This window comes from Streptomyces sp. NPDC101165, from assembly GCF_044768135.1.
Lineage (GTDB): Bacteria > Actinomycetota > Actinomycetes > Streptomycetales > Streptomycetaceae > Streptomyces.
In genome coordinates, this window is the sequence record NZ_JBIWPG010000006.1 from 1 (window position 1) to 25,146 (window position 25,146).

24 protein-coding genes and 2 tRNA genes are annotated in these 25,146 nt (G+C 68.9%); 11 read left to right on the top strand and 15 right to left on the bottom strand.

The window, feature by feature from the left end:
* Positions 1 to 332: 332 nt before the first annotated feature.
* Positions 333 to 1,331: a UDP-glucuronic acid decarboxylase family protein gene (locus tag ACIRVH_RS13725; RefSeq protein ID WP_403952019.1), complete on the bottom strand. Its 999-nt coding sequence runs from the start codon at positions 1,329 to 1,331 to the stop codon at positions 333 to 335.
* A gap of 150 nt (positions 1,332 to 1,481) precedes the next feature.
* Between ACIRVH_RS13725 and ACIRVH_RS13730 the strand changes: the two genes are divergently transcribed.
* Together ACIRVH_RS13730 and ACIRVH_RS13735 are read left to right on the top strand one after the other, a co-directional pair.
* Positions 1,482 to 2,072, top strand: coding sequence for a sugar transferase (locus tag ACIRVH_RS13730; protein ID WP_403952022.1), 591 nt, complete (start codon positions 1,482 to 1,484; stop codon positions 2,070 to 2,072).
* Positions 2,073 to 2,239: 167 nt separating this feature from the next.
* Positions 2,240 to 3,454 (top strand): lipopolysaccharide biosynthesis protein, encoded by a 1,215-nt coding sequence (locus ACIRVH_RS13735; RefSeq protein WP_403953018.1) that lies wholly within the window; start codon positions 2,240 to 2,242, stop codon positions 3,452 to 3,454.
* Between the two features lie 36 nt (positions 3,455 to 3,490).
* Here the strand turns inward: ACIRVH_RS13735 and ACIRVH_RS13740 are convergent, their stop codons facing one another.
* The 4 genes from ACIRVH_RS13740 to ACIRVH_RS13755 form a co-directional block, all read right to left on the bottom strand.
* A complete protein-coding gene (locus ACIRVH_RS13740; RefSeq protein WP_403952024.1) occupies positions 3,491 to 4,855 on the bottom strand; it encodes an O-antigen ligase family protein in 1,365 nt (454 codons plus the stop codon).
* Between the two features lie 139 nt (positions 4,856 to 4,994).
* Positions 4,995 to 6,152, bottom strand: coding sequence for a glycosyltransferase family 4 protein (locus ACIRVH_RS13745; RefSeq protein ID WP_403952027.1), 1,158 nt, complete (start codon positions 6,150 to 6,152; stop codon positions 4,995 to 4,997).
* A complete protein-coding gene (locus tag ACIRVH_RS13750) occupies positions 6,149 to 6,466 on the bottom strand; it encodes a WecB/TagA/CpsF family glycosyltransferase (protein ID WP_403952030.1) in 318 nt (105 codons plus the stop codon). The genes ACIRVH_RS13745 and ACIRVH_RS13750 overlap by 4 nt, the downstream gene beginning before the upstream one ends.
* Complete coding sequence (locus tag ACIRVH_RS13755; RefSeq protein WP_403952032.1) at positions 6,460 to 6,630, bottom strand: hypothetical protein; 171 nt, start codon at positions 6,628 to 6,630, stop codon at positions 6,460 to 6,462. Before ACIRVH_RS13755 ends, ACIRVH_RS13750 begins: the two co-directional genes overlap by 7 nt.
* Positions 6,631 to 6,716: 86 nt before the next feature.
* Here ACIRVH_RS13755 and ACIRVH_RS13760 point away from each other — a divergent pair, with 86 nt between their 5' ends.
* Positions 6,717 to 7,043, top strand: coding sequence for a sugar transferase (locus ACIRVH_RS13760; protein WP_403952036.1), 327 nt, complete (start codon positions 6,717 to 6,719; stop codon positions 7,041 to 7,043).
* A gap of 50 nt (positions 7,044 to 7,093) precedes the next feature.
* Here ACIRVH_RS13760 and ACIRVH_RS13765 read toward each other — a convergent pair whose 3' ends face one another.
* On the bottom strand, positions 7,094 to 7,993 hold the full coding sequence (locus tag ACIRVH_RS13765; RefSeq protein ID WP_403952038.1) for a glycosyltransferase family 2 protein: 900 nt from the start codon (positions 7,991 to 7,993) through the stop codon (positions 7,094 to 7,096).
* A 646-nt stretch (positions 7,994 to 8,639) separates the two neighbouring features.
* Here ACIRVH_RS13765 and ACIRVH_RS13770 point away from each other — a divergent pair.
* On the top strand, positions 8,640 to 9,377 hold the full coding sequence (locus ACIRVH_RS13770; RefSeq protein ID WP_403952041.1) for an FkbM family methyltransferase: 738 nt from the start codon (positions 8,640 to 8,642) through the stop codon (positions 9,375 to 9,377).
* A gap of 192 nt (positions 9,378 to 9,569) precedes the next feature.
* On the opposite strand, the gene ACIRVH_RS13775 is transcribed toward ACIRVH_RS13770, so the two are convergent.
* The 6 genes from ACIRVH_RS13775 to ACIRVH_RS13800 form a co-directional block, all read right to left on the bottom strand.
* Positions 9,570 to 10,760 carry a glycosyltransferase family 4 protein gene (locus tag ACIRVH_RS13775; protein ID WP_403952043.1) on the bottom strand — a complete coding sequence of 397 codons (1,191 nt, stop codon included), beginning with the start codon at positions 10,758 to 10,760 and terminating at the stop codon, positions 9,570 to 9,572.
* Positions 10,757 to 11,539, bottom strand: a complete 783-nt coding sequence (locus ACIRVH_RS13780) for a WecB/TagA/CpsF family glycosyltransferase (protein WP_403952047.1) — start codon at positions 11,537 to 11,539, stop codon at positions 10,757 to 10,759. Before ACIRVH_RS13780 ends, ACIRVH_RS13775 begins: the two co-directional genes overlap by 4 nt.
* Positions 11,533 to 12,528, bottom strand: coding sequence for an NAD-dependent epimerase/dehydratase family protein (locus ACIRVH_RS13785; RefSeq protein ID WP_403952050.1), 996 nt, complete (start codon positions 12,526 to 12,528; stop codon positions 11,533 to 11,535). Before ACIRVH_RS13785 ends, ACIRVH_RS13780 begins: the two co-directional genes overlap by 7 nt.
* Before the next feature lie 249 nt (positions 12,529 to 12,777).
* Entirely contained in the window at positions 12,778 to 13,344 is a 567-nt protein-coding gene (locus ACIRVH_RS13790) for a low molecular weight phosphatase family protein (RefSeq protein WP_403952053.1), read from the bottom strand.
* Positions 13,345 to 13,394: 50 nt separating this feature from the next.
* The gene (locus tag ACIRVH_RS13795) at positions 13,395 to 14,858 is read right to left on the bottom strand and encodes a polysaccharide biosynthesis tyrosine autokinase (RefSeq protein ID WP_403952055.1); all 1,464 of its coding nucleotides are present in this window, start codon (positions 14,856 to 14,858) and stop codon (positions 13,395 to 13,397) included.
* Between the two features lie 359 nt (positions 14,859 to 15,217).
* Positions 15,218 to 15,544, bottom strand: coding sequence for an antibiotic biosynthesis monooxygenase family protein (locus ACIRVH_RS13800; RefSeq protein WP_403952058.1), 327 nt, complete (start codon positions 15,542 to 15,544; stop codon positions 15,218 to 15,220).
* Positions 15,545 to 15,807: 263 nt separating this feature from the next.
* Here ACIRVH_RS13800 and ACIRVH_RS13805 point away from each other — a divergent pair, with 263 nt between their 5' ends.
* From ACIRVH_RS13805 to ACIRVH_RS13825, 5 genes are all read left to right on the top strand, one after another.
* Positions 15,808 to 16,107 (top strand): hypothetical protein, encoded by a 300-nt coding sequence (locus ACIRVH_RS13805; RefSeq protein ID WP_403952061.1) that lies wholly within the window; start codon positions 15,808 to 15,810, stop codon positions 16,105 to 16,107.
* A gap of 24 nt (positions 16,108 to 16,131) precedes the next feature.
* On the top strand, positions 16,132 to 17,394 hold the full coding sequence (locus ACIRVH_RS13810) for an FG-GAP repeat domain-containing protein (RefSeq protein WP_403952064.1): 1,263 nt from the start codon (positions 16,132 to 16,134) through the stop codon (positions 17,392 to 17,394).
* A gap of 193 nt (positions 17,395 to 17,587) precedes the next feature.
* The gene (locus tag ACIRVH_RS13815) at positions 17,588 to 19,066 is read left to right on the top strand and encodes a VCBS repeat-containing protein (protein WP_403952066.1); all 1,479 of its coding nucleotides are present in this window, start codon (positions 17,588 to 17,590) and stop codon (positions 19,064 to 19,066) included.
* 63 nt (positions 19,067 to 19,129) lie between these two features.
* The gene (locus ACIRVH_RS13820) at positions 19,130 to 20,554 is read left to right on the top strand and encodes an FG-GAP-like repeat-containing protein (RefSeq protein WP_403952069.1); all 1,425 of its coding nucleotides are present in this window, start codon (positions 19,130 to 19,132) and stop codon (positions 20,552 to 20,554) included.
* Between the two features lie 67 nt (positions 20,555 to 20,621).
* Positions 20,622 to 21,650 (top strand): YIP1 family protein, encoded by a 1,029-nt coding sequence (locus ACIRVH_RS13825; RefSeq protein WP_403952072.1) that lies wholly within the window; start codon positions 20,622 to 20,624, stop codon positions 21,648 to 21,650.
* A gap of 69 nt (positions 21,651 to 21,719) precedes the next feature.
* Here ACIRVH_RS13825 and ACIRVH_RS13830 read toward each other — a convergent pair whose 3' ends face one another.
* Together ACIRVH_RS13830 and dcd are read right to left on the bottom strand one after the other, a co-directional pair.
* Positions 21,720 to 22,217 carry a phosphoribosyltransferase gene (locus ACIRVH_RS13830; protein WP_403952075.1) on the bottom strand — a complete coding sequence of 166 codons (498 nt, stop codon included), beginning with the start codon at positions 22,215 to 22,217 and terminating at the stop codon, positions 21,720 to 21,722.
* 13 nt (positions 22,218 to 22,230) lie between these two features.
* Positions 22,231 to 22,806, bottom strand: coding sequence for a dCTP deaminase (dcd, locus tag ACIRVH_RS13835; protein ID WP_393482989.1), 576 nt, complete (start codon positions 22,804 to 22,806; stop codon positions 22,231 to 22,233).
* 545 nt (positions 22,807 to 23,351) lie between these two features.
* Between dcd and ACIRVH_RS13840 the strand changes: the two genes are divergently transcribed.
* Together ACIRVH_RS13840 and ACIRVH_RS13845 are read left to right on the top strand one after the other, a co-directional pair.
* Positions 23,352 to 23,425 (top strand) — tRNA-Gly (locus ACIRVH_RS13840).
* Positions 23,426 to 24,095: 670 nt separating this feature from the next.
* Positions 24,096 to 24,174: transfer RNA gene (locus tag ACIRVH_RS13845), tRNA-Gly, on the top strand.
* 62 nt (positions 24,175 to 24,236) lie between these two features.
* Here ACIRVH_RS13845 and ACIRVH_RS13850 read toward each other — a convergent pair.
* The gene (locus ACIRVH_RS13850; RefSeq protein WP_403952078.1) at positions 24,237 to 24,779 is read right to left on the bottom strand and encodes a DUF4232 domain-containing protein; all 543 of its coding nucleotides are present in this window, start codon (positions 24,777 to 24,779) and stop codon (positions 24,237 to 24,239) included.
* Between the last annotated feature and the right edge of the window lie 367 nt (positions 24,780 to 25,146).

The following is a 25,146-nucleotide window of genomic DNA, read 5'->3' on the forward strand; positions in this document are numbered from 1 at the left end:
CGGCTGACCCCCGTCGAATTCGAGACCGTCATGACCACACCGGCCCTCCAGGCCGCGTGACCGAACCTGTCACCCGAACCTGCAGCAGACCCCTTGGCGTGTGCGGCCTCGGGGTGCCCGGTGTGGGAGGAGGCGGCTGGACGTGGCCGACGGCACGGTCTTCGACATGCCGGACACTGCGGAGGACACCAGGTGCTTGGGGCGGCCTGGCCGTGCCGGACGAGCCGAAGGCACAACGTCGATCCACCGAACGAACAAGGTCCCGCGAAGCCGGGCCAGAGAGCACCCGGTTCGCGGGACCTTCGAGTGCGGCGGCTTCGCCGCGCCGGGAGTTACCGGCGAATGTCGACCGCCAGCCGGGCCTCGGGAGACGCAGGGGTCGGGACCGTGAGCGCCACTTCCCCGCGCGCGGCGAACCACTCGATCGTCCGCAGCAGACCCTCCTCCAACGGGGTCCGCGGCTGCCAGCCCAGCAGGGCGCCGGCCCGGGTGATGTCCGGCCGGCGCCGCTTGGGATCGTCCGCGGGCAACGGCACCTGGACGATCTCTGAGCGCGAACCGGTGAGCGTGCGGATCCATCGGGCCAGTTCCAGCATGGTCACCTCGTGCGGGTTCCCGAGGTTCACCGGTCCCGCTTCGGTGACGTCGAGCATGCGCAGCACGCCGTCCACCAGATCATCCACGTAGCAGAGCGACCGGGTCTGTGAACCGTCCCCTGTGACCGTCATGGGAGTTCCGCCCAGCGCCTGACAGACCAGGGTGGGAACGACTCTGCCGTCACCCGGACGCATACGCGGTCCAAAGGTGTTGAAGATCCGTACGATTCCCGCGTTCGCGCCGCGCGCGCGCCGATACGCCATGGTCAGCGCCTCGGCGTAGCGCTTCGCCTCGTCGTAACAGCTGCGCGGTCCGACGGGGTTGACATTGCCCCAGTACGACTCCGGCTGGGGATGAACCTCCGGGTCGCCGTACGTCTCGGAGGTCGAGGCCAGTACGAAACGCGCGCCATGCTCGACAGCCAGCTCAAGGGCATGGCGGGTCCCCTCGGCGCCGACCCGCAATGTGGCGAGCGGATGCCTCAGATAGTCGGCCGGGGACGCCGGTGAGGCAAAGTGCAGCACCACGTCGACCTGGTCGTCGATGACGATTCCGTGCGTCACGTCACTGGAAATCAGCTGGAATCGTGGGTTCTTCATCAAGCGGGCGACATTGTCCCGGCTTCCGGTGAGGAAGTTATCGACGCACACCACGTGGTCATATCCTGCCTCCAGGAGCCGTTCGCACAGGTGAGAACCGATGAACCCCGCACCGCCGGTAACGAGGGCGCGCATAGCAACCGCCTTTCGACCTCTCAGAGCATCTGTGCCACCGACCGGGCGTGGCGCACCGATCTGACGATAGCCATCGTGAGAGAGTCCTAACCCGAAAACTGATCTTTCTCGTCCTGTGTTGCCGATTTCCCACGAACGGACGCGATTGCAATGCTCATCAAGCGGGTTATCGATTTGGTCGGCAGCCTGATTCTAATGCTGCTGGCAGCCCCTCTGGCGTTGATTGTCTGCCTCGCGGTGGCCACCACTTCACCAGGAGGCGTGTTTTTCCGGCAGGTACGGGCGGGACGCGACGGCCGTCCCTTCGAGATGCTCAAGTTCCGGACCATGCACGCCGGAGCGGACAAGAACAAAGCGGCGCTCTTGGCTCGTAACGAAGCAAACGGTCATCTGTTCAAACTGCGCGATGACCCCAGGATCACTCCGGTTGGGCGTCTGCTCCGCCGTCTGTCGCTCGACGAACTCCCCCAACTGGCCAACGTGATGCGGGGGGAGATGTCCTTGGTGGGCCCACGCCCGCTGCCGCTCGCCGACTCCGACTACTCCGGCCCGGCACGGAATCGGCTCTCGGTACGGCCAGGACTGACCTGCCTGTGGCAGATCTCCGGACGCTCCGAATTGTCCTGGGACGACATGGTCCGGCTGGATCTCCAGTACGTGCAGCACCGTTCGCTGCGCCTCGACCTCGCGATTCTCGCCCGCACAGTACCAGCCGTACTGACCGGCAAAGGTGCGCACTGACCAGGGGAACTGAATTGGTGTCACTGGTTCGGCGATCGGCGCATGTCCGCAACGAAACGGAGCTCAGGTCTTCTCGCTTGCTGCGGGCATGCGCGCCGGCGCTGATCGCCAGGTCCGCCGCATTGCCTGTTTCAGGCTTCTGTGCCCTCTACTCCGCCCATGTCGTCGTGGGTGCGCTCGGTGTTTCCGACTACGCGCTCTTCTCCCTGGTCGTGACGCTGCCTGTGCTCCTTCTCCCCATCGGAGACCTGGGCATCGGAGCCGCACTCATCGACGCAGTCGAGGGAAGCAAAGGCAGTCCCGGAGGCAGAGAGCACATCGAACGCACCATCACCTCCGGGGCCCGGGCATTGACTTGTACGGGCGTGCTGATCATCATCGGTGCGCTGGTCGTCGTCGCCACCGGAGCGCAGTCCTCATTGCTCGGTGCGGCCTCGGCTCCCGGTGCCGGAGCGTCCATCGCCACCGTTGCCGCACTGATGGGCTGCGTGGTGCCCCTGAGCCTCGGCTACTCCGCCCTCGACGCCCTCCGCCGTTCTCATGTCTCCGCGCTTCTGCAGGCGGCCGGTAATGTTCTGGCCCTCTGTCTCGTACTGCTCTTCGCCGCACTCGGTTCTCCGGTCTACTGCTTCGTCTCCGCGGGATTTCTCGGGCACTGCGTGGCGGCCCTGATCGGGTTGCTCATGGCCGGGCGTGCCTTGGAGATGCCGCTGCTGCGCACGGTTGTGACCAGCCTCCACCCTCGGCAGCGCGTCACACGCATCGTTCATCTGGCCGGGCCGAAGACGGTGATCAACGTGGCGACGGCTGTCGCGTACGGCTCCGACCGGCTCGTCCTCAGCCATACGGCCGGTCCGATCGCCGTCGCCGTCTACTCCGCGGGAGCGCAGCTCTACACACCGGCGTGGGCGCTGGTGAACGCCGGGACCGTGCCGCTGTGGAACATGTTTGTGCGGCAGCGACGCGACAGCGACCGGGTACCCAAGGCCGAACTGGGCCGCATCATGCTCTGGTTCGGCACAGGCGCCCTGCTGGTCGGCGTCGGCCTGGTCACCCTGGGTCCCTCCGTGACTCGCTGGATGACCCACGGAGGCGCAGGTGCCGGCAGCGCTCTCATGGCTGCGTTCGCGGCACTGCTCCTGGCACACGCCGTCGTCAGCCCGGTGGCGATGTGGCTGACCCAGCCGGCGGCCCTGCGGCTTCTGGCCGGCCGGTACGTGCGCATGGCTGTCGTCAGCCTCGCCCTCTCGGTACCGCTGGCCTGGCTGATCGGCCCGGCCGGCCCGGTGGTCGCGTCCGTGGCTTCCCACACGGTCTGCGTCAGCATTCCGTGTTTTCGAAGTGTCTTCCGCGGTGTCCGAGCCCGACAGGAGACCCGGTGAGCCGACCGCGCGGATCACCGACGTCCACGAACGTCTTCACACCGAACTGAGCTGCCCGGCGATCTCGGTCTTCGGGAGGGCCGACACGCCCGGACCAGTACCCGTTGGCGTCCGGACCACAGCCGGAGGAGCCTTCCGTTCCGGTTTCTGCCGGAGACGTGCCCGTCGCGACCTGTCGCCCGCGATCAGGATCCCCACCGCCCAGAAGAAGGGGATGGCTCCGAAAGGTGCCTCCAGGACGACACCCAGCAGGGCAGCGGTGCAAAGCGCGATCACCAGGAGCACGCTCACCGACGTCAACTCGTCGGGCGGGCCCCTGCGCACGGTCCGGATCACCACGCTCCCGAGAACAGCAAGCAGAGAGGCAACCACGGTGAGTCCGGCCAGGCCGAGCCGGGCGAACGCCGTCAACAGGTAGTTGTGCGGCGAGCGCAAACCGTCGGCCTTGTCCTCGCCTCTGCCTCGGAGCGGGATGTCCGCATGGGACTGCTCCATGAAGTTCGGCCCGAAACCGACCCCGACGGACGTCCGGACCGAGTCGTCCAGTGTGTAGGTCATGACTCGGTCCCAGGCGGTCATCCGTGCCTGTTTGGTGCCTACGGCGCCGGCCACGACGTCGCTGGAAGCCGTCGCACTGCCGTCGGTCGCCAGAAGGCGTTGACCGCCCGGAGTGAACGGGAGCACCGCCGCCAGGGCAAGAACAGCGGCGGCCGTGGCCAGCACCACGCGAACGTTGATGCGTCCGTGCCGTGCCGACCTGAGCAGGAGAGCCACGAGCACGCACGCGCCGCACGCGAGGATGCCGGCTCTGGAGGGCAGGGCCAGGGCCGGTACCAGCGCGGCAGCCGCCATCGTCGCGTGAAGCCAGGTCCTCCCACCTCTCATACGAAGGATCGACACGCCCGCCAGCACACCGAGCAGGGCCACATCGAAATCGGTCCTGATCTCCATGACCCGTGAACTCGCGTCCACCTGAGGCATCGCTGTGGCGAACCCCGGTGCGAACGTGGCCACCGTCAGCCATCCGAAGTGCAGGAGCAGTCCGCCGTGGAGCAACCGGACCGTCCTAGCTCTGCTGTGATCACCCGCTCTTTGGTAGGCGCTCGCGGACAGATAGGAGATCACGGCGTAGGCGAAGGGTGCCGCGTCCCGAGCGGCCGTCCATACATCGGCCCGCGTGGCAAGCAGGCGGAACGCTGTCATCACGAGCAGCAGCCCGACCAGGATTCCTGGCCCGTAAGTACGCCCCGTCCGCTTCGGGGAAAGCAGACTTGAGCAGGCGACCTGCGCGAAGGCTGCGAACATCAGGACATCGCTGATGTAGAGCGGCCCCACAGGCACATGGGAAATCCATCGGCCCCCCGTGAGGAGAACGGCGACCACCAGCACCCCGGCGATCATGTGCGGGTCCGCGACGGGGTTTTGGACGGACCCGTGAGATCGCGACGGACGGCGCCCCGTGTCCGCACATGCGGCCGCCTCACTTTTCGGGTACAGCATGCGCACTCCCGTTTCCAAGAATCGGTCGCCCCATAGGTCGCTACTTCTGCACGGCAGCCGCGAGGCGGCTGTTGGCACGCACCGCCTCCTCGTACGTCCTGCCGATACGGGCGGTCCAGGCCGATTCCGTGAAGTGTTCGGCGTACACCTGGCGGCAGTGGGCGCGGAGACCGGGGAACGTGTCGGCGGCCCTCGCGAGGAGCGGGGCGAGCGGCTGATCCCACTGTGCGACAAGGCCGGTGCCGCTTTCGCGCACCGCCTCGGTGACCGCGGAGCCCTCGAAGGCGATCACCGGTAGGCCTGCGGCCAAGGCCTCGCTGTACACCAGCGGCATGCCCTCGTACCAGCGACTGGGAAAGACCAGGCCGCACCAGGAAGGCATCCGGCTGAGCAGGTCGTCGCGGTCGAGGTGGCCGAGGAAACGGACCGAGGAGGGTGCCGCGGCCCGACAGGCGGCGAGCAACTCGCCGTCGCCGACGACGTCCAGCGGTTGGTCCCCCGGCCACTGGCGCACAAGTTCCAGCACGCCCTTCTCGGCCGTGAGACGGGCAGCCACCAGCCAGCGTCCGTTGTCGCCGGTCGCCTCGCTGTGCGGTACGCGGACGAAGTTGGGTACGAGATCGAGACGTTCGCTGGGCACACCGGCTCGGGCATAGGTGCGGCGGCTGAGGGCGGACAGCACGACGAGCTGGTCCGCCCGGGCGAGCAACGGGTCGGCGGCCGGGCCGTGTCGCCCCGCCCACGCCAACGGGAACGTCGTCACGCGCGAGCTCCTATAGCAGCCGTACCGCATGCCGGCCCACCGATCGCCGTCGAGGCAGCGAGTGCACTCGGCACCCCCACGGTAGAGCGTTGCCGCGGCGCACAGGGGCCGGAAGTTGTGCAACGTCGCGACGAGGGCTCCCTGCCACTCCCGTACCCAGGAACGCCCGAAGTTGGGAAAGAGGTTGTGGATGTGCACGATGTCCGGGGCGTACGCACGCAACCGGGCCAGCGGGTTGTGCCCTCTGCCTGACGCCACGCGCGCCGCGGCTCGCAGCGCGTAGAAGGGATCCCGGGCCAGCTCGTCGGTGTGGGCTGCGAACAGCTCCACGTCGTGGCCCGCCCCGCGCAACGCGCGCACCTGGTCGCGTACGGTCACGTTCTCACCGCTGGGCTGTGCGGAGGCGTAGAAGCTGTGGACCACCGCGATCTTCATGAAAGGGCGCCTTCGGTCGTCGTCAGCCGGGGTGGACGCAGGGCGATCCGCGCCAGGTAGGAGGGGTTGTTGCGGAGATAGCGGCGACACAGGCGGCGCGGTTCCTTCGCCGGACGGTAGGCCCACTCCAGGCCTCGCTGCTGCACCCGGCCCGGCGCCTGGGACTTGAGGCCGACATGGACCGCGGTGACGCAGACGTACGACCGCTCACCGGTCCTGATCCAGCGGGAGATCTCCTCGACGGCCGAGTGCGGGGCCACCGCGCTGATGCCGACGCCCAGGACATCGACGCGCGGATGCGGCGAGGTCAGCATGTGACCGCTCGACCGTCGAGCTGCGCCTTCATCTGGTCGTACACCCAGCGGTAGGTGGGCTCCAGTCCCTGCACGAGAGACGTCTCCGGAGCCCAGCGGTTGATGGACACCAACCGATCCGAGTCGATGTTGAGCGGGTCGGTGTACTCGCTGAGGGCGCGCATAGCAACCGCCTTTCGACCTCTCAGAGCATCCGTGCCACCGACCGGGCGTGGCGCACCGATCTGACGGTAGACATCGTGAGAGAGCCGTGGCCCGAAAACCGATCTTTCCCGTCCTGTGTTGTCAATTTCCCACGAACGGACGCGGTTGCCATGCTCATCAAGCGGGTTGTCGATGTGGTCGACAGCCTGATCCTCATGCCGCTGTCAGCCCCTCTGGCGTTGGTTGTCTGCAGATTCTCAAGTTCCGCACCATGCACGCCGGAGCGGACAAGAACAAAGCGGCGCTCTTGGCTCGTAACGAAGCAAACGGCCATCTGTTCAAACTGCGCGATGACCCCAGGATCACTCCGGTTGGGCGTCTGCTCCGCCGCCTGTCGCTCGACGAACTCCCCCAACTGGTCAATGTGTTGTGAGGAGAGATGTCCTTGGTGGGCCCACGCCCGCTGCCGCTCACCGACTCCGGCTACGCCGGCCCGGAATGGCAACCCAAAACCGTGACGCACCACCCACTCACGAATGCCAGATCCTCTGCTCCCAGGGCTGCTGTCGTGGGCCTGAACACGGTCACGCCCACGATGATGCGGACGACGCCCCGCGCCATCCTGACCGATCGTCGTACGGCGAGTCGGGGCTCCAGCTTTTGCTGAAGCGCCCGCCGCGCCACAGCACTGACGGCACCACGGCGGTAACCCCGCGCCATCAGTCCCTTGAGCGTCAGCCGGTCCGGGTCCTGCGTCTCCACGACACAGGCCGCACCGATCCACACGACGCGCGCCCCGGCAGCGGCCATCCTGGAGAAGAACACCGTGTCCTCTCCGCCGCAAAGATCGAAGTTCTCCTCGAAGCGCAGCCCTGTCTTCTCCGCCGCGACCATGCGCAGCAGTGTGTTGCCCGCCCCGGCCACGACCCCACGCACCGGGCCGTCGGGCCGGGAGGGCTCGGGACGCAGCGTCCTTCCGTCGGCGAGCCAGCGCGGAGAGCCCGGCGGCACTACAGCGCGGACGGGTCCCCAGACGACGTCCGCACCGTACCTGTCCGCCCCCTGCAGCAGAGCCGACAACCAGCCATGGCAAGGAATCTCGTCGTCGTCGATGAAGATCAGCGCGTCATACCCAGCAGCCATGTCAAGGGCAGCGTTGCGTGCCTGGGAGTACCCGCGTCTGGGTACCCGTCGATAGCGCGCACCGTGGTTCACCGCCGCCCGGCTTTCGGCGACAGAGCCGTCGGCCGAGTTGTCCAGGAGCACGATCTCGACCGCGTATCCCCGAGGACGCATCTCTGCTGCTTGCCTGGACAGTTCGGTCAGCAGCGATGTCAGTGGGCGCAGTCCAAGAGTGGGGACGGCGATCAGGACACTGTGCATACGACGACTCTCTTTATCGAATCTCAGCCCTCAGCGCTCGAACAGTGAGATGGTCCAGTCATTCATCGAGGCAAGGCCATCCGACACACCGCGGTGTCCTTCGCGAAACCGCCCTCACGGCGCCGTTATCGGATACCGGCCCCCTGCTCGGTTACCCTCAGTCCGGGCTCACCGGAGGTCACTCACCGTAGCAACGCCATGGGGTGCGACATGACGAATTCCGTGCGCCGGTGCGAGCGGTGGTCTGATGGCGGCGTTCGCCACACTGCTCCTTGCCGGTCCGGTGATCGCATCCGTGGTGTCCCACACGGTCTGCGTCAGCATTGCCTGTTTCCGAAGGGTCTTCCGCGGTGTCTGAGGATTCGCCCGTCGGTGGACCCGTAGCCCCCGGATGGAATCGCTCCCTGCCGGCTCACATCCCCTTTCCCGGAGACCGCGCGTGATCCCTCCTCTTCCCTCTCAAGGACGCCGCCTTCTGCGCAGGTACGTACGGTACGGACATGGAGCGGTCATCGGAGACCGCACGGCGGCACCATGGCTGAACAAGACGGTGGTGAGGCTGCTCAACAGGGATTTCCGAGAGCGTCCGGTAACCGACACCGCGCAGACCAGATTCGGGGCGGTCTTCTCCGTCGACACGCACGACGTGATTCAGCGGTATCTCTACCTCTTCGGTGTGTGGGAGCCGCACCTGACGCGCTGGATGCAGGGTCGGCTCAGGCCCGGAGACACCTTCGTCGATGTCGGCGCAAACGTCGGCTACTTCAGCGTGCTCGCCTCGTGCCAGGTCGGTTCGACGGGCCGGGTCGTGTCCATCGAGGCCTCTCCCCGGTTCCACGATGTCCTGGCGGCGAACCTGCGGGCCAACGAGTGTGGCAACGTCCGGAGTGTGAACACCGCCGTCTCCGACACCGTGGAGCGCCTCACCTTCTACCTGGAGAACCCCGCCAACCTCGGGGGGACCACGGTAGTCCGCCCCGCCGGGGCCACACAGCCGGCGTTCGAGATGACCGCGCGCACCCTGCCCGAGATCCTCACCGAGGAGGAGCTTCGCTGCGCACGCATCATCAAGATCGACGTGGAGGGGGCCGAGGCCGCGGTCGTGCGGGGACTCGCCCCCGCGCTCGACAGACTGGGTCCCGATGCGGAACTGGTCATCGAGGTGGGTCCGGAACGGCTGGCCAGTCAGGGCCGACGAGTTGAGGAGATCATCGATCCGCTGCTGAAGCACGGCTTCCACCTCTACCGCCTCGCCAACGACTATGAGCCCCACAGCTATCCGCCGGCCATGGGCAACCCCGTGGTGCCCGTACGCTGGCGGCGACCCGTCACGGACGACTGCGACCTCGTCTTCTCCCGTATCGACGCCGAGCAGCTGACCTAGACCTGCGAGAACTTCCTGCCCACCGTTTCACGGGACGGTGGGCAGGAAGCCACGGGAAAGCCGGCTGGCGTCATGGAATCCCCCACGCCCGAACCGGTACCTGAAGTCGGCCGCGCTGCGCCTGGAAAGGCCTTCTGTTCCGGCTGCCTGCGAAGACGGACACCCGCAATCCGGACGGACGATGTCCCATTTTCACGAATCGGTCGCCTCACTGGCCGACATTTCCACGGCGGTTGCGGTACGGCCGTAGGTGACACGGGCTGCGTCCTCATAGGTTCTGTCGATACGAGTGATCCAGGCGCTTTTCGAGAAGTGGTTCGCGTACACCTGACGGCAGTGGGCACGCAACTCCGGGAACGTGGCGCCGGCCTCGTCGAGGAGCCGGTCGAGGGGCCTGTCCCACTGTGTGACGAAGCCGGTGCCGTTGCCCCGCACCGCCTCGGCCACCGCGGATCCCTCGAAGGCGATCACCGGCAGCCCTGCCGCCAGCCCTTCGATGTAGACCAGCGGTACAGCACCCTCGTACCAACGGCTGGGAAACACCAGCCCGCGCCAGGACGGCATCCGGCGGCGCAGGTCGTCACGGTCGAGGTGGCCGAGGAAACGGACCGAAGAGGGTGCCTCGGCCTGACAGGCAGCGAGCAACTCGCCGTCGCCCACGACGTCCAGCGGTTGCTCCCCCGGCCACTGGCGCAGAAGTTCCAGCACGCCCTTCTCGGCCGTGAGACGAGCGGCCACCATCCAGCGCCCGTTGGCAGCGGGAACCTCCTCCCGACGCGGTCCGGGGACGAAGTTGGGTACGAGGGCGAGGCGATCGTGAGGCACACCGGCTCGGGCATAGGTGCGGCGGCTGAGGGCGGACAGCACGACGAGCTGGTCCGCCCGGGCGAGCAGAGGGTCGGCGGCCAGGCCGTGCCGTCCCGCCCACGACAACGGGAACGTCGTCACGCGCGACCCCCGGTAGCAGCCGTACCGCATGCCGGCCCACCGATCGCCGTCCGGGCAGCGAGTGCACACCGCACCCTCGCGGTAGAGCGTCGCCACGGCACACAGGGGCCGGAAGTTGTGCAACGTCGCGACGAGAGGTCCCTGCCACTCCCGGACCCACGAACGCCCGAAGTTGGGAAAGAGGTTGTGGACGTGCACGATGTCGGGGCCGTACGCACGCAACCGGGCCAGCGGGTTGTGCCCTCTGCCTGACGCCACGCGCGCCGCGGCTCGCAGCGCGTAGAAGGGATCCCGGGCCAGCTCGTCGGTGTGGGCGGCGAACAGTTCCACGTCGTGGCCCGCCCCGCGCAACGCGCGCACCTGGTCGCGTACCACCACGTTCTCACCGCTGGGCTGTCCGGAGGCGTAGAAGCTGTGGACCACCGCGATCTTCATGAAAGGGCGCCTTCGGTCGTCGTCAGCCGGGGTGGACGCAGGGCGATCCGCGCCAGGTAGGAGGGGTTGTTGCGGAGATAGCGGCGCCACAGGCGGCGCGGTTCCTTCGCCAGACGGTAGGCCCACTCCAGGCCTCGCTGCTGCAACCAGGCCGGTGCCTGGGGCTGGAGGCCGGCGTGGAAGTCGAAGGCGGCGCCGACGCCGAGCAGGGCCGGAGCATCGAGTCGGTCGCGGTGTGCGGCCATCCACCGTTCCTGCTTCGGCGTGGACAGCCCCACCCAGACCAGGTCGGCACCGGAGGCGTTGATGCCGGCGACGATCGCATCCGATTCCCGCGCGGTCAGCGGCCGGTAGGGCGGCGAGTACGCACCCGCGATCTTCAGCCCGGGGATGCGGCCCACCAGTCGTTCGCCCAGGAGCTCGGGCACGCCCTCGGCTCCGCCGTACAGGAAGGAGGACCAGCCTTCCTCGGCGGCGCGTTCGAGGACGGCGAGCATCAGGTCGGGCCCGTAGACCCGGCGCATCCAGGTCGCCCCGGCGCGGTGGCCGGCCCACACCATCGGCATACCGTCGGGGACGGTCAGGCCGGCGGCGTTGTGGATATCGCGGAGAGCGGGGTCACGCTGGCATTCCATGACGCCGTGGACCCCGGTGACGCAGACGTACGACCGCTCACCGGTCCTGATCCAGCGGGAGATCTCCTCGACGGCCGAGTGCGGGGCCACCGCGCTGATGCCGACGCCCAGGACATCGACGCGCGGATGCGGCGAGGTCAGCATGTGACCGCTCGACCGTCGAGCTGCGCCTTCATCTGGTCGTACACCCAGCGGTAGGTGGGCTCCAGTCCCTGCACGAGAGACGTCTCCGGAGCCCAGCCGAGCTGCTTGCGGATCCGGGCGTTGTCGCTGTTGCGGCCGCGCACCCCGAGCGGGCCCGGGACATGGCGGTGGCGCAGCCTGACACCCGCGATCTGCTCCACGATCGTGTACAGCTGGTTGATGGACACCAACCGATCCGAGCCGATGTTGAGCGGGTCGGTGTACTCGCTGCGGATCAGACGCAACGTGCCCTCGACGCAGTCGTCCACGTAGGTGAAGCTACGGGTCTGCTCGCCGTCGCCCCAGATCTCCACCTCGTCGGCGCCGGTGAGCACGGCGAGGGCGATCTTTCGGCAGGCCGCGGCGGGAGCCTTCTCACGGCCGCCCACCCAGGTGCCGTACGGGCCATAGACGTTGTGGTAGCGGGCAGTGCGCGTGGCCAACCGGTAGTCCTCGCGGAAGTGGCGCGCCATGCGCTCGCTGAACAGCTTCTCCCAGCCGTAGCCGTCCTCGGGCATGGCAGGGTAGGCGTCCTCCTCCCTCAGCGGGAGCACGTCGGCGTCCGTCTGTTTGTCCGCGGCGTACACGCACGCGGACGAGGAGTAGAAGTAGCGTCCGACGGTGGCGTCCCTGGCGGCGAGCAGCATGTGCGTGCTGGAGAGCACGGAGAGCATGCAGGCGGCCTTGTTGTTCTCGATGAAGCCCATCCCGCCCATGTCGGCGGCAAGGTGGTAGACCTCGTCGGCGCCACCCCGCAGGACTTCGGCGCAGGTGTCACGCAGCGAGACATCGCCCACCACGTTCTCCGCGCCGTCGTGGACCTGGTACCACTCCTGGAACGGCTTGCGGTCGACGGCCCGCACGCTCTTCCCCTCGGCGAGCAGGGCACTCGTCAGGTGTCCGCCGATGAACCCTCCGGCTCCCGTCACCACCGCATCGATGTGCGCCACGAACTCATCTCCTCGACACTCACGGCCATTTCGAACAGACGATACATACACGACATTCACGGGCATATCTTTCTGCCGCGGGCATGAGCGAAACACCCACCCGGCTGGCGGAGGAGTGCTGGCAGGGGGATCGTCAGCCCTGGATATCGGGCACCCGCGCCGCAACCGGACACCGCCACCGGCAAGACGGGTCCGGTGCCGAACAGCCATCGAACAGAACATGGTTGGCGCCGAGCGGAGCCCACCGGCTCATACGCCCGAGCCGCCTGCATCCAGCAGCCCGGCGAGCCTGCCGACCGCCCCGTCGATCTCGTGGGCGCACCCGGACAGCATGGCGCGGGGCATGCCCAGGGGGTCCGCGATGTCGTCCTCGGCCGCCGGAACCGGAGTGGCGACACCCCGACGGGCGGCCGCGCCCGCCAGCACGGCATCGAAAGCGCCCTCGGCCCCTGAGCCTTCACCGCCTCGCGCCCCGGCAGCGAGCCGTACGAACTCCTTCAGGGTGAAACAGCGCCGCATCGCCGACGGCGCAAGGCGCACGGCCGCCTCCCGGTGTTCGCGCGCGAGTCCGAGAACCAGCGCCGCTTCCGCGATGAGCCGCTCGGTGAGGGGGCGGGTGGTGAAGCCGGAGCCGTCACCGCCCAGTTCTTCCAGCGCCGCCCGGGTGGAGCTCTCCATGCCGGAGCGGTGCCAGGCCTCCGTACCGGCGCTCTCCGGCCGTACTGCCGAGCCGGGCGGAAGCCTGGCGGCCAGCAGTCGCTCGGCGAGCACCGAACGGTGCACGTTGCCCGTACAGACGAAGAGGACCCGGGTCATGGCCCGTCCGGAGGACGCATCGGCCGCGCCCCGACCGCGCGACGTGTGGTTCATTTCTCGCCCGGCGGACACATCACCGCGGGCGCAGTGGTCTTCTCATCGGACGCTGACGTACGCGGAGTGGGCAGCTCGCCGTACTCCCCGTAGTAGCCGTATTGGCCGTAGCGGCTGCCCTTGGAGATCGGAGCCATGCTGAAGACGGTGCCGAGAACGCGGACGCCCACGCGCTCGAGCGATTCCGCGGCGGTGCGGACCTGCTCCCTGCGGGTCTTGGCCGCGCGGACGACGAGCAGCGCGCCCTGAGCGAGCGAGGCGAGTCCGACGGTGTCGGCGACCGGCAGCAGCGGCGCGGAGTCGACGATCACGACCTCATAGGTGTCCGCCAGCTCGCGCAGCACCTCATACATGCGCGCCGAGCCGAGCAACTCCGTGGGGTTCGGCGGTACGGCACCGCTGGCGAGCACCGAAAGCCCGCCGGCCTGCTGCATCACTTCCGCGATGCGGGCCCTTCCGATGAGCACCGTGGTCAGACCGGCGTCCTGGACGAGACCAAAGGTCGAGGCCACGCACGGACGGCGCAGGTCGGCGTCCACCAGGCAAGTGGAGACACCTGCCTCTGCGAGCGAGAGGGCAAGGTTCACCGCGGTGTTGGTCTTGCCCTCACCCGGAACCGAACTCGTCACCACGATGATCCGGGGCGGGTCGTCGACCTGGGAGAACTGCAGGTTGGTGCGCAGCTTGCGGAAGGCCTCGGCGCGCTTGGAGTGCCCGGCGGCGGTGACGAGCGGCTGCTTGGGGGCGTTCCTGTCGTACGGGATGGTGCCGAGGCCCGGCAGCGCGGTGAACTCACTCAGCGCCTCGCTCATCTTGAACGTGGTGTCGAGCGTCTCGCGCAGGACGACGAGTCCGGCACCCAGCAGCAGGCCGGCGAGCGCGCCCGCGGCCAGGTTCAACAGGGGGCGGGGCGAGACCGGACCGGTGGGGGCCACGGCCTCCTGAGTGACTCCGAGGGAGACGGGGGAGGTGAGGGAGGCATCATCGCCCTTGCGGCTCTTCTGCGAGTCGGGCGCTCGCTTGGGCGTCTCCAGGCGCTCGACGACCGCACTGAATTGCCCCGCCACGGCGTTGGCGATACGCGCAGCCCGCTGGGGTGCGGTGTCCCGGACGGTGATGTCGATGAGCACGGTGTTGAGCGGGGCAACGGCGGTGATTCGGGAGGCCAGTTCCTCCGGTGTGGTGCGCAGCCGTAGCTGCTTCACCACAGGCAGGATCACCTGTCGGGTCGTCACGATGGCGGCGTACGACTGCACGCGCGCCTGCGAGAAGCTCTGCCCCTGGTTCAGCTCGGCGGTGTCCGGACCGGTGCTGGTGGCGACGAAGAGCTGGGTCCTGGCCTCGTAGACCGGGGTGCACAAGCCCGTCACGGCAAGCGCCGCCCCGATCCCGAGCACCAGACAGACCACGACAGTCGGCCAGCGTCTGGCAAGAGCCTTCAGGAATCCGTGGAGATCCAAGCTGCACCCCTCATAGAACCGAGGGAACCATCCAGAATGAGATGTTATGTTCCCGATGCGCAGGCTCGACGATAGGCAGCCATGCACTCCATGCGGGGGAGCCACCCCATGACGGATCGTCAAACGACTCCGGCGGAGCACCGGAAGGCGTCCGAACGGCTCGTCGGCGGGGCATACGGACGCGACGCGACGGCCCGGTCGTGGACAGCCGGAGCGTGCAAGCCGCCGAACGGGGTGGCCTGCACGGCTACGAGGGCGGTGAGAAGGTCAAGGCCACAAAGCGCCGACCACTGGTCGACATCTTCGGCGCTGCCCCGTCTGTCGCAGGGACATGGGGCGTTGTCGAGTGCGGCGGTGACCTAGGCGCTCTTCGGTCCCGCCTGCTGCACCACCTCGAAGGACCAGAGGGTGGAGCCGCTGGCCGCGGGCTTGGGCCGCTCGGCGCCCTCCCCGCCACCCTGGTGCGCCGCCTTCATCGGCCCCTCCATCCACGCCTGGAACGACTCCTCGTCCCGCCAGCGCGTGTACACGAGGTACGTGTCGGTCCCCTCGACGGGCCGCAGCAGCTCGAACCACTCGAACCCGTCGGAGTTCTCCACGGCGTGGGCTCGCGAAGCGAACCGCTTCTCCAGCACCTCCCGCTGCTCGGCGGGGACGGTCAGTACGTTGATCTTCACTACGCTCATGGGTCCATCCTGCCCCGGCCCGTCCTGTCCGGCTCAGGCGGCACGAGCACTTCGTCACCTTGATCGCCTGCTTTCTGCCGCCATACGCGCTGCTGATCGAATTCGCCGAGGCGAGCAGGCGGCCCAGACCGGTCAACGGGTCAGGGCCGGCGGGGTGTTCGGACGAGCTGGACGCGTCGGAGGAGTGGTCGGCCGGGGTGGAGCCCGTGAGGCGCGGGGCCGGAGGGAGATGGAGGCCGCATCGCCCGGGCGGGAGCACCCCGATGGCGGCCTCGTTCACCACACCCGCCTCCGGCCAGGTCCTCGTCACGGTCGGCGGCTATCTGTGGTCGTCGGTGGCCACCTACTCCTCCTTCATGTCGGCCGACATCCGCAACTCCTCCAACACGCTGGTGCTGGCGGCCGAAGACAACCGGGCCGCGCTCATCAACAGCACCTCCAAGGCGTCGGTGTCCGACCAGTTCCTGGTCACCGGCCTGACCCCCGCACCCCCCGCCCCTTACCCCACCCCTCCCGCACATGCATCATTGCGAGGTTGTCGGGCGACGGTGCTGACGAGGTGAACGGTGCGCGTGCGAAAAGGCGGGATGTCCACGGGGGTCCTCTGCGCCACCCTGCTCCTCGCCGCCTGCGGCCCCGCCGCCCCGGGCGCCGGCCACGACACCCCCACCCGCATCGCCGACGCCCCCGCCCGGCTCCCCGTCCCGCACGGCAGGGGCAGCAGGACCCCCGACGACTTCAACGGCGACGGTCACCGCGACCTCGTCCTCGACGACCTGGTCAAGGAGCAGCGTCACGCCGACGACGCCGGCATCGGGATCGTCTACGGCGGCCCGCACGGACTCGCCCCCGGCGCCCGGCAGTTGCTCAGCCCCAAGAAGCAGGCGGCGCCCAGCAAGGGACGACTCCCGGCCGTCTTCGACGCGGAGGAGAGCTGCGACCTGGACGGCGACGGCTTCACCGACCTCGTCGTGTCGACCGACCCGCCGTACGACGGTCAGGGCCGGCCCCCGGTGCCGCTGCAGATCCTCTTCGGCTCCCCCGCCGGCCTGACCGGCCGCGCCGTGCAACTGACCGTGCCGGACGCGGCCCGCTTCGGCAACGACTGGCCGGACCAGCCGGTGTGCGGCGACTTCGACGGGGACGGGAAGCAGGACCTGGTGCTGCACGCATCCGGCGGCCGGCTGTCGTATCTGCGCGGCCCGTTCAGCCGCAAAGGCGCTCCGCGCGCGGCCGGTGCCCCGCTCGCCTCCCCCGGCGAGGTGCCCGCCGGCCCCGCGGCCGACGTCGACGGCGACGGCCACGACGACCTGATCGTCCGTAGGGCGGCAGGCACCGCCGCGTCCGCGCTGGTCCTCGGCGGCCCCGGCGGCCCGACGCGCACCGGAGCCGTCCTACCCTCCGGCGCCGACGTCGCCCTCGGCCGCTTCGGCAGGGGCAGGGCGCTGGACGCGGCGGTCGGCGGCACGGGGGAAACGTCCCTGCGCTACGACCTCCCGGCAGCCACGCGGGCCGCTCTCGCCGCCCCGGGCCCGATGCTCGACGCCGCCGACTTCGACGGCGACGGCCGCGACGAACTCGTCGCCGGCGCCTCCCGGCTGCGCCTCTTCCGCGCCGGAACGGCCGGTCTGTCGACGAAGGACGCGGTCACCGTCGTACCGCCCGCGCCCGGCACGACCCGTCTCCTCGCGGCCGCCGACTTCGACGGGGACGGGCGGGCGGACCTGGTGGTGCGGACGTACCGGGGCGAGACGAAGGACACGGTCGCCGTGTACCGGGGGTCGAAGCGGGGGCTGCTCGAAACGAAGCCGGCGGTGGCCTTCTCCACCTCGGCGTTCCTCGCGCCGTAACCGCTTTCCCTCAGGTCACAACAGTCTCAGGAATTTACCGAACTCCTGTACAACCCTTACGCCCCGACGCCGGTCTCCTGATCGCCGAACGCTCCGTGAACCGCAGGACAACTCACGACGAACACGGACGTCCGCACCCCATCGACTGGGGATGCCCCGCCAGGCATTCCCGCATGCCGCAGGAGAATCACGCATGCACAAGCCTCTGCGACTCGCCCTCGCGACGGCCACCGCCGCCGCGCTGACGGGCGGTCTGCTCACGTTCTCGGCCGTGACCGCCACGGCCGCCGACTCCACCAGCGTCCCGCAGGCCGACTTCAACGGCGACGGGATCGGCGACACGGCCTTCTCCGCCCAGGGCGCCTACGTGGGCGGCAAGAAGGCGGCCGGCCAGGTGGTCGTCCTCTACGGCTCCGCCACCGGCGTCTCGTCCGCCAAGCGCTCCACGATCAGCCAGGACACCGCCGGCAGTCCCGGCACGGCCGAGACCGGCGACAACTTCGGCACGGAGACCGCGTACGCCGACTTCAACAACGACGGCTACGACGACCTCGCGGTCGGCTCCCCCGGCGAGGACGTGGGCAGCGACACCGACGGCGGCACCATCGCCGTCCTGTGGGGCTCGGCCTCCGGCATCACCGGCAAGGGCGTCACGGTCGCCGACCCGGCCCCCACCGCGCACGACTACTGGGGCAAGAACCTCGCCGCCGGTGACTTCGACGGCGACGGCAAGGCCGACCTGGCCGTGGGCAGTTCCGCCGCCACCCTCTACGTCCTCAAGGGCGGCATCAACAGCTCGGGCACCCCCGGCGGCAAGTACACGATCAAGCCCCCGATCATGGGCACCGACGCGAACGGCCCGATGAACCTGACCGCCGGCAACATCAACGGCGGCCAGGAGACGGACCTGGTGGTCGACGGCTTCGAGACCGACACCGCCGAGGGCTGGAACCGCAACTACTACATCCCCGGCGGGGTGAACGGCCTCCACATGTCCGAGGCCATGACCCTCAAGCCCGGCGTGATCACCGCGATCGGCGACATCAACCACGACGGCTACGGCGACATCGTCAGCGGCGCCTACTGGAACCCCACCACCGAGGACGGCACCTCCGTGCCCGACTCCGGCAAGGGCGGCAAGGTCTGGGTGACGTACGGCTCCGACGGCGGCCCCCTCACCCCCAGCGCCACCGGCATCACCCAGGACACGGGCAACGTTCCCGGTACGGCCGAGGGCAACGACTTCTTCGGCTACGAGCTCGACCTGGGCGACGTCAACGGCGACGGCTTCCTCGACCTGGCGATCGGCGTGGCGGGCGAGAACATCGGCAGTGCGGCGAACACCGGCGCGGTCACCGTCCTCTACGGCACCGCGAGCGGCCTGAACACCGACTCCGGCGCCCAGTCCTTCGCCCAGTCCACCGCGGGCGTGCCCGGCAACGACGAGGACGACGACTTCTTCGGCCAGGACGTCAAGCTCGACGACGTCACCGGCGACGGCAAGGCCGACCTGCTCGTCGGCTCCGCGGAGAACGCCGGCAACGGCGCGGTGACCTACCTGCCCTCCGACGGCACGAAGATCATCACCTCCGGCTCCCGCACCGTCTCCCCGAGCACCTCGGGCGTCTCCACGACGGGCACGCCGTACTTCGGCGCCAACTTCGCCGACTGAGCAACCCGTCCGCCGGGCCCGCCCCGCGGGCCCGGCACCCCTCCGTCATCCCGGAGCCCCGCCTTGCGCACCCGCACCCTCCTCGTGGCCGCCACCCTGACCACAGGCCTGCTCACCGCCCTGCCGGTCACGGCGGCCACCGCCGCCCCCGCCCGCTTCTCGGACGACTTCAACGGCGACGGCTACCGCGACCTGGTCACGGCCGCCCCGTCGGCCACGGTCGGCGGAAAGGCCCGGGCGGGTGCGGTGGTCGTGAACTACGGCTCCCCGTCCGGGATCAGCGCCTCCCGGCACACGGTGATCACCCAGAACACCGCCGGCATCCCGGGCACCGCCGAGACGAACGACGAGTTCGGCGCGGCCCTCGCCTCCGGCGACCTCAACCGCGACGGCTACGCCGACCTCGTCGTCGGCACCCCGGACGAGAACGACGGCGCCGGCACCGCGGTCGTCGTCTGGGGCGGGAAGAACGGCCTCTCCGGCGCCTGGACCGTCCCCGGCCCCGGGTCCTCGGCACACGACGAGTACGGCCTCACCCTGGCGGTCGGCGACTTCACCGGCGACGGGCGCGCCGACCTCGCCGTGGGCAGCCTCGGCAAGGACGTGTGGATCCTCGAGGGCGGCTTCACCAAGGCCTCCGGCGCCGCGTCCCGGTTCGTGCTGCGGACCGAGCTGGAGGCCGGTGTCGTCCACGGCGCCCAGGGCCTGGCCGCCGCCGACGTCAACGGGGACCACGTCGACGACCTGGTGATCAGCGGCACCGACGAGCGGACGTACGACGACGGCCAGCTGGTCTACACGGGCTCGGCGGACCCCGCCACGCCACTGTCCCTGCAGACCTTCGTGCACAGCGGCGCCTGGCGCACGGCCGCCGTGGGCGACCTCAACGGCGACGGCTACGGCGACGTGGTCGCGGCCACCGCCCCCGGCTCGGTCTCCGCGAACGACGGCGGCGCGGTCCGCGCCTACCTGGGCAGCGCGAGCGGCCTGCGCACCACGCCCCAGGCGACGATCACCCAGAACAGCCCCGGCGTCCCCGGCACCGACGAGCCCGAGGACTGGTTCGGCCACTCCCTCTCCGTCGGCGACGTCAACGGCGACGGGTACGCGGACGTGGCCGTCGGCGCGATCTACGAGGCCATCGGTCCCGACTGGCAGACCGGCGCCGTCACCGTGCTGCGCGGCTCGGCCGCGGGTCTGACCGGCACCGGAGCCCAGTCCTTCGCCCAGGACACGGCCGGCGTCCCCGGCTCCGCCGAGGACAACGACTTCTTCGGCTCGGCGGTCCGGCTGTCCGACCTGAACGGCGACGGCAAGGCGGACCTGTCCGTCGGCGCCCACGGGGAGAACGACTCCGACGGCGCGGTGTGGAGCCTGCGCGGCTCGGCCTCCGGCATCCGGACCACGGGCGCGCTGTCCTTCGGCCCGGCGGCGACCGGCGTCCCGGCCACGGGCTACCCGCAGCTGGGCCGCCTGATGGGCCAGTGAAGGGCTCGGTCAGGGGCCGGTGAAACCGGGGGAATCCCCGGCGCGTCCCCTGACGGTCCCTTAGGGGATGTCACAGGTCGGCCGCAAAGCCGGGTCCGTACCCCCGGGCCCGGCACGTCACTCTCCGGGACCAGGTACGTTCGATGACGTGGCTGGATTCAGGAACGGACGCGGGGGCCGGGACAACCGCACCCCCCAGGGACAACAGGCTCCGCAGGGACCGTCGTACGGGCACGGACAGGGGCGCGGCCAAGGTGGCCGGGGACAGGGCTACGGGCAGCCCGGAGGCCGGCCCCAGGGCCCGTCGTACGGCTACCCGTCGGCGCCGCAGCCGTCGTACCCGCCGCAGGGGCAGTACGGCTACCCGGGCCCGGCCGACGACGGACCGGAGTACTTCGGCGACGGCGGCTACCCGGGCCAGGCGCACGGCGGCCACGATCCGTACGCCGCGAACAGTCCGGGCCACACCCAGGCCTTCTCGGTCGACGAGGCCGCCGGCTACACGCAGGGCGCGACCTATCACGCCGGCTCGGCCGCCCCGTCCGGACCGACCGGCCCGCCGCTGCACTGGAAGGAACTGCTGAAGGGGATCATCTTCTCCCCCGACCAGACCTTCCTGCGGATGCGGGACTACACGATGTGGGCCCCGGCCCTGATCGTCACGTTCCTCTACGGCCTGCTCGCCGTCTTCGGCTTCGACGGCGCCCGCTCGGACGCGATCAACGCGACGCTGTCCAACGCGGTCCCGATCGTCCTGATCACCGCCGTCGCACTGGTCCTGAGCGCCTTCATCCTGGGCGTGGTCACCCACAGCCTGGCCCGCCAGCTCGGCGGCGACGGCGCCTGGCAGCCCACGGTCGGCCTGTCCATGCTGATCATGTCGCTCACGGACGCGCCCCGCCTGGTCTTCGCCATGTTCTTCGGCGGCGACGCGGGCTTCGTCCAGCTGCTCGGCTGGGCCACCTGGGTCGGCGCGGGCGCGCTGCTGACCCTGATGGTCTCCCGCTCCCACGACCTGCCCTGGCCGAAGGCGCTGGGCGCGTCGGCGATCCAGCTGATCGCCCTGCTGTCGATAGTGAAGCTGGGCACGTTCTAGAAGCACTGAGCGAGAGAAGGGCCCCCGGCACAGCGCCGGGGGCCCTTCTCTCGCTCTTGCTGTCGCCGTCTAGGCGTCGAGGACCTGCCCGGCCCGCTTCACCACGGGCTGCTCGACACTCCACGGGAAGTTGATCCACTCGTCGGTGCGCTTCCAGACGTACTCGCACTGCACGAGGGAGTGGGACTTCTCATAGATCACGGCGGAGCGCACCTCGGCGACGGTGTCGAGGCAGAAGTCGCGCACGAGCTTGAGCGTCTTGCCGGTGTCCGCGACGTCGTCGGTGATGAGCACCTTCTTGTCGGAGAAGTCGATGACGTTGGGGACGGGCGCCAGCATGACGGGCATCTCCAGCGTCGTCCCGACGCCCGTGTAGAACTCGACGTTCACGAGATGGATGTTCTTGCAGTCGAGGGCGTAGGCGAGCCCGCCGGCGACGAAGACACCCCCGCGCGCGATGCTGAGCACGATGTCGGGCTCGTACCCGTCGTCGGCGATGGTCTGCGCCAGCTCACGGATGGCGACACCGAACCGCTCGTAGGTCAGGTTCTCGCGTACGTCACTCATGTCGCCGTCGCCCTCACACCTGGGTCCGATGGAAGTTCTGGAAGGACCGCGAGGCGGTCGGCCCGCGCTGCCCCTGGTACCGGGAGCCGTAGCGCTCACTGCCGTACGGGAACTCGGCGGGCGAGCTGAGCCGGAACATGCACAGCTGGCCGATCTTCATCCCGGGCCAGAGCTTGATCGGCAGGGTGGCGAGGTTGGACAGCTCCAGGGTGACGTGACCGCTGAACCCCGGGTCGATGAACCCGGCGGTGGAGTGCGTGACGAGCCCCAGCCGCCCGAGCGAGCTCTTGCCCTCGAGCCGCGAGGCGAGATCGTCCGGCAGCGTGATGACCTCGTACGTGCTGGCCAGCACGAACTCACCGGGGTGCAGGATGAACGGCTCGTCGCCCTCGGGCTCGACCAGTCGCGTCAGGTCGGCCTGTTCGATGGCCGGGTCGATGTGTGGGTACCGGTGATTCTCGAACACCCGGAAAAAACGGTCGAGACGCACGTCGATGCTCGACGGCTGCACCATGGATTCGTCGTAGGGGTCGATGCGCACCCGCCCGGCGTCGATCTCGGCCCGGATGTCCTTGTCTGAGAGAAGCACGTCCCGAGGATACGCAAGGCGCGCGGAGCCGTGACAATCGTGACGGCTCCGCGCGCCTTTCGATCTTGCAACGCCCAGCCCGTTACCGCTTCTGCAGGGCGACCGGCACCGCGCTGCGGAGCCGGGCACACTGCGGACACCTCACCAACCGGCCGGGGCCGAGCCGCTCGGCCTGCTGCATCGGGAACGAAGTGGTGCTGAACACGTGCCCGTCCGCACAGCGAACGACGGTGCGTTCCATCAAGTCCCTCAAGTCCCTTCCCCAAGAGCCGCGTCCGGCTTACTGCCCTGACGACAAAAGCCACATTACGGGATCAAAGAGACGACTCTCCAGGCGGCACTCCGGCCTCACCCGGACCCTCCCCCACCCCTCCACGGTACGCCCCAACTCGCCTGCCCCGCACCGGGATCCCACCCCTGCGACCCACCTGGAACACACCCCCGACGCACACGGACCCCGCGGTCCGGGCACCGGGGGTCTGCGATGAGGTACAGTGAGCGAGCGTTCGGACATCGACTCCACGGAGCCGAACTGTCCGTATTACGCGGGTGTAGTTTAATGGTAGAACATCAGCTTCCCAAGCTGAGAGCGCGAGTTCGATTCTCGTCACCCGCTCCAGATAGAAACCCCAGGTCAGTGGCCTGGGGTTTGTTTTTTGTCCAGTCCAATTGCGGGGTGCCCTCCGCGTGCCCCAAATCGAGGTCGGGCGCCTCCCTGAGGCTCCTGGGTGCCGCTTCTTGCAGGGCAATAAGCAAGAAGGCGGTTGTTGGGATCAGTATCCCTGGCCGCCGGCAAGGTGAGCGGATGCTTCCTCCACCTGGGGCGAGCGACATCACGATGTCTGCGCCCGACGCTTTCGACGTACCGGTATTCGTCAGACGTAGTTCCCCCTTGAACCCTGTGAAAGGGCCATCACGCGCAGAGGTGGAGACGGCCCAGCAGCCCTGGCCCGCGTCGAGCAGCATCCCTCCAGACGGGGACTACCTCGTCACCACCACGTGGCGTGCTCTGCTCGACGCCACCACCACAGTGAGCCGCGACATCACCCCGTGGCCGGCTTCCGTACCCTGACCGGCCCGTCGCGAGATCATGGCCCGGCGGTATCCGTTGTCGGCCTACCTGGTTCGCGACAGCGTGCAGACGGAGCCAGAGGCACGACCCAGGTGGAAGGTCATCCCCAGGGCCGTGTACTCCCACGGGACAGAACGCTCCACCCGTACGGCGTTCGGATATCACATCGGCATCGGGGAACCCATCCACAGTCCACCGGCGTCTACGTCCCTCCGCCGCAGGTGAGGCCTGGAGCCAGCCCTGGATGCCCTTGGCTTCCCAAGCTGAGAGCGCGAGTTCGATTCTCGTCACCTGCTCTTCTTGAAGCCCCAGGTCGGCGACCTGGGGCTTCAACATCGGCACGGCGCACGTCCGTCGGTTACAGCCCGACCGGGTTGAGGTAGGTACCCGGGTGGGTGGCGCCGTCCTGCTTGAGGATCTGGCCGCCGAACGGCCACTTCAGGGTGAAGTGCTTCGTCTCGTTCGGCGGGGTGACCAGGAACTTCGCCGGAACGAACTTGTCCTTCTGAGGCGTGGACTTGGCCACCGGGAGCAGGGCGATGCTGAAGTCCACCGTTTCCCCCTGCTTCAGGGTCACCTTTTCGGGCTTCTTGGAGGAGCGCGCCAGCGACCAGGTGCCGTCGGTCTTCTGAGCGCCGATCATGTCGACACCGGCGAAGCCGGACAGGGTGCAGGTGCGCTTGCTCTGGTTGGTGAACCAGATGTACGCCTGGGTCTGCTTCTCGGTCTGCCCCATCTCCGGCTTCGCGTCATCCCCCATGGCGAAGCCGGCCTTCAGGTCGGCGGTGTGGCAGCGGGTCGGCGTGGCCTTGACGGGGGCGGCCGAGGCCGGGACGGCGGCAGCGGCAGTGCCGGCGAGGACGATCGTTGCAAAGGCCACGGCGGTCAGCTTGCTCTTCATGAGTTTCGGGTTCCCCTCGAATGCGAAACTGCGCGCGAGGTCAGTGCGCGCCTACACACCTGAAGACGTGCAATGCCCGGGGGCGGTTCGGTGCAAGCCGACGGAACCTCATGAACGATCAAGGTCAATGCCCTTTCCGTCGTCGAAGTTGCCCTAAAGGGCAGACTCGAAAAAATCTGCTGCGGCCATGCAACCTGGTCCACCGCCGGCTCGTATCGACAGTCGGCCGATTCTCTTTTTGCCGGCTTCCGGAATACGGAGAATTTCCATGAATGGAATGGAGGACCGTAGGGGCAGCTGACTTCGACATCGGCCCGGACGGCCAGGAGTTGAGCCCTCGCCAGGGGCGGCAGGCCCTAGTCTGATC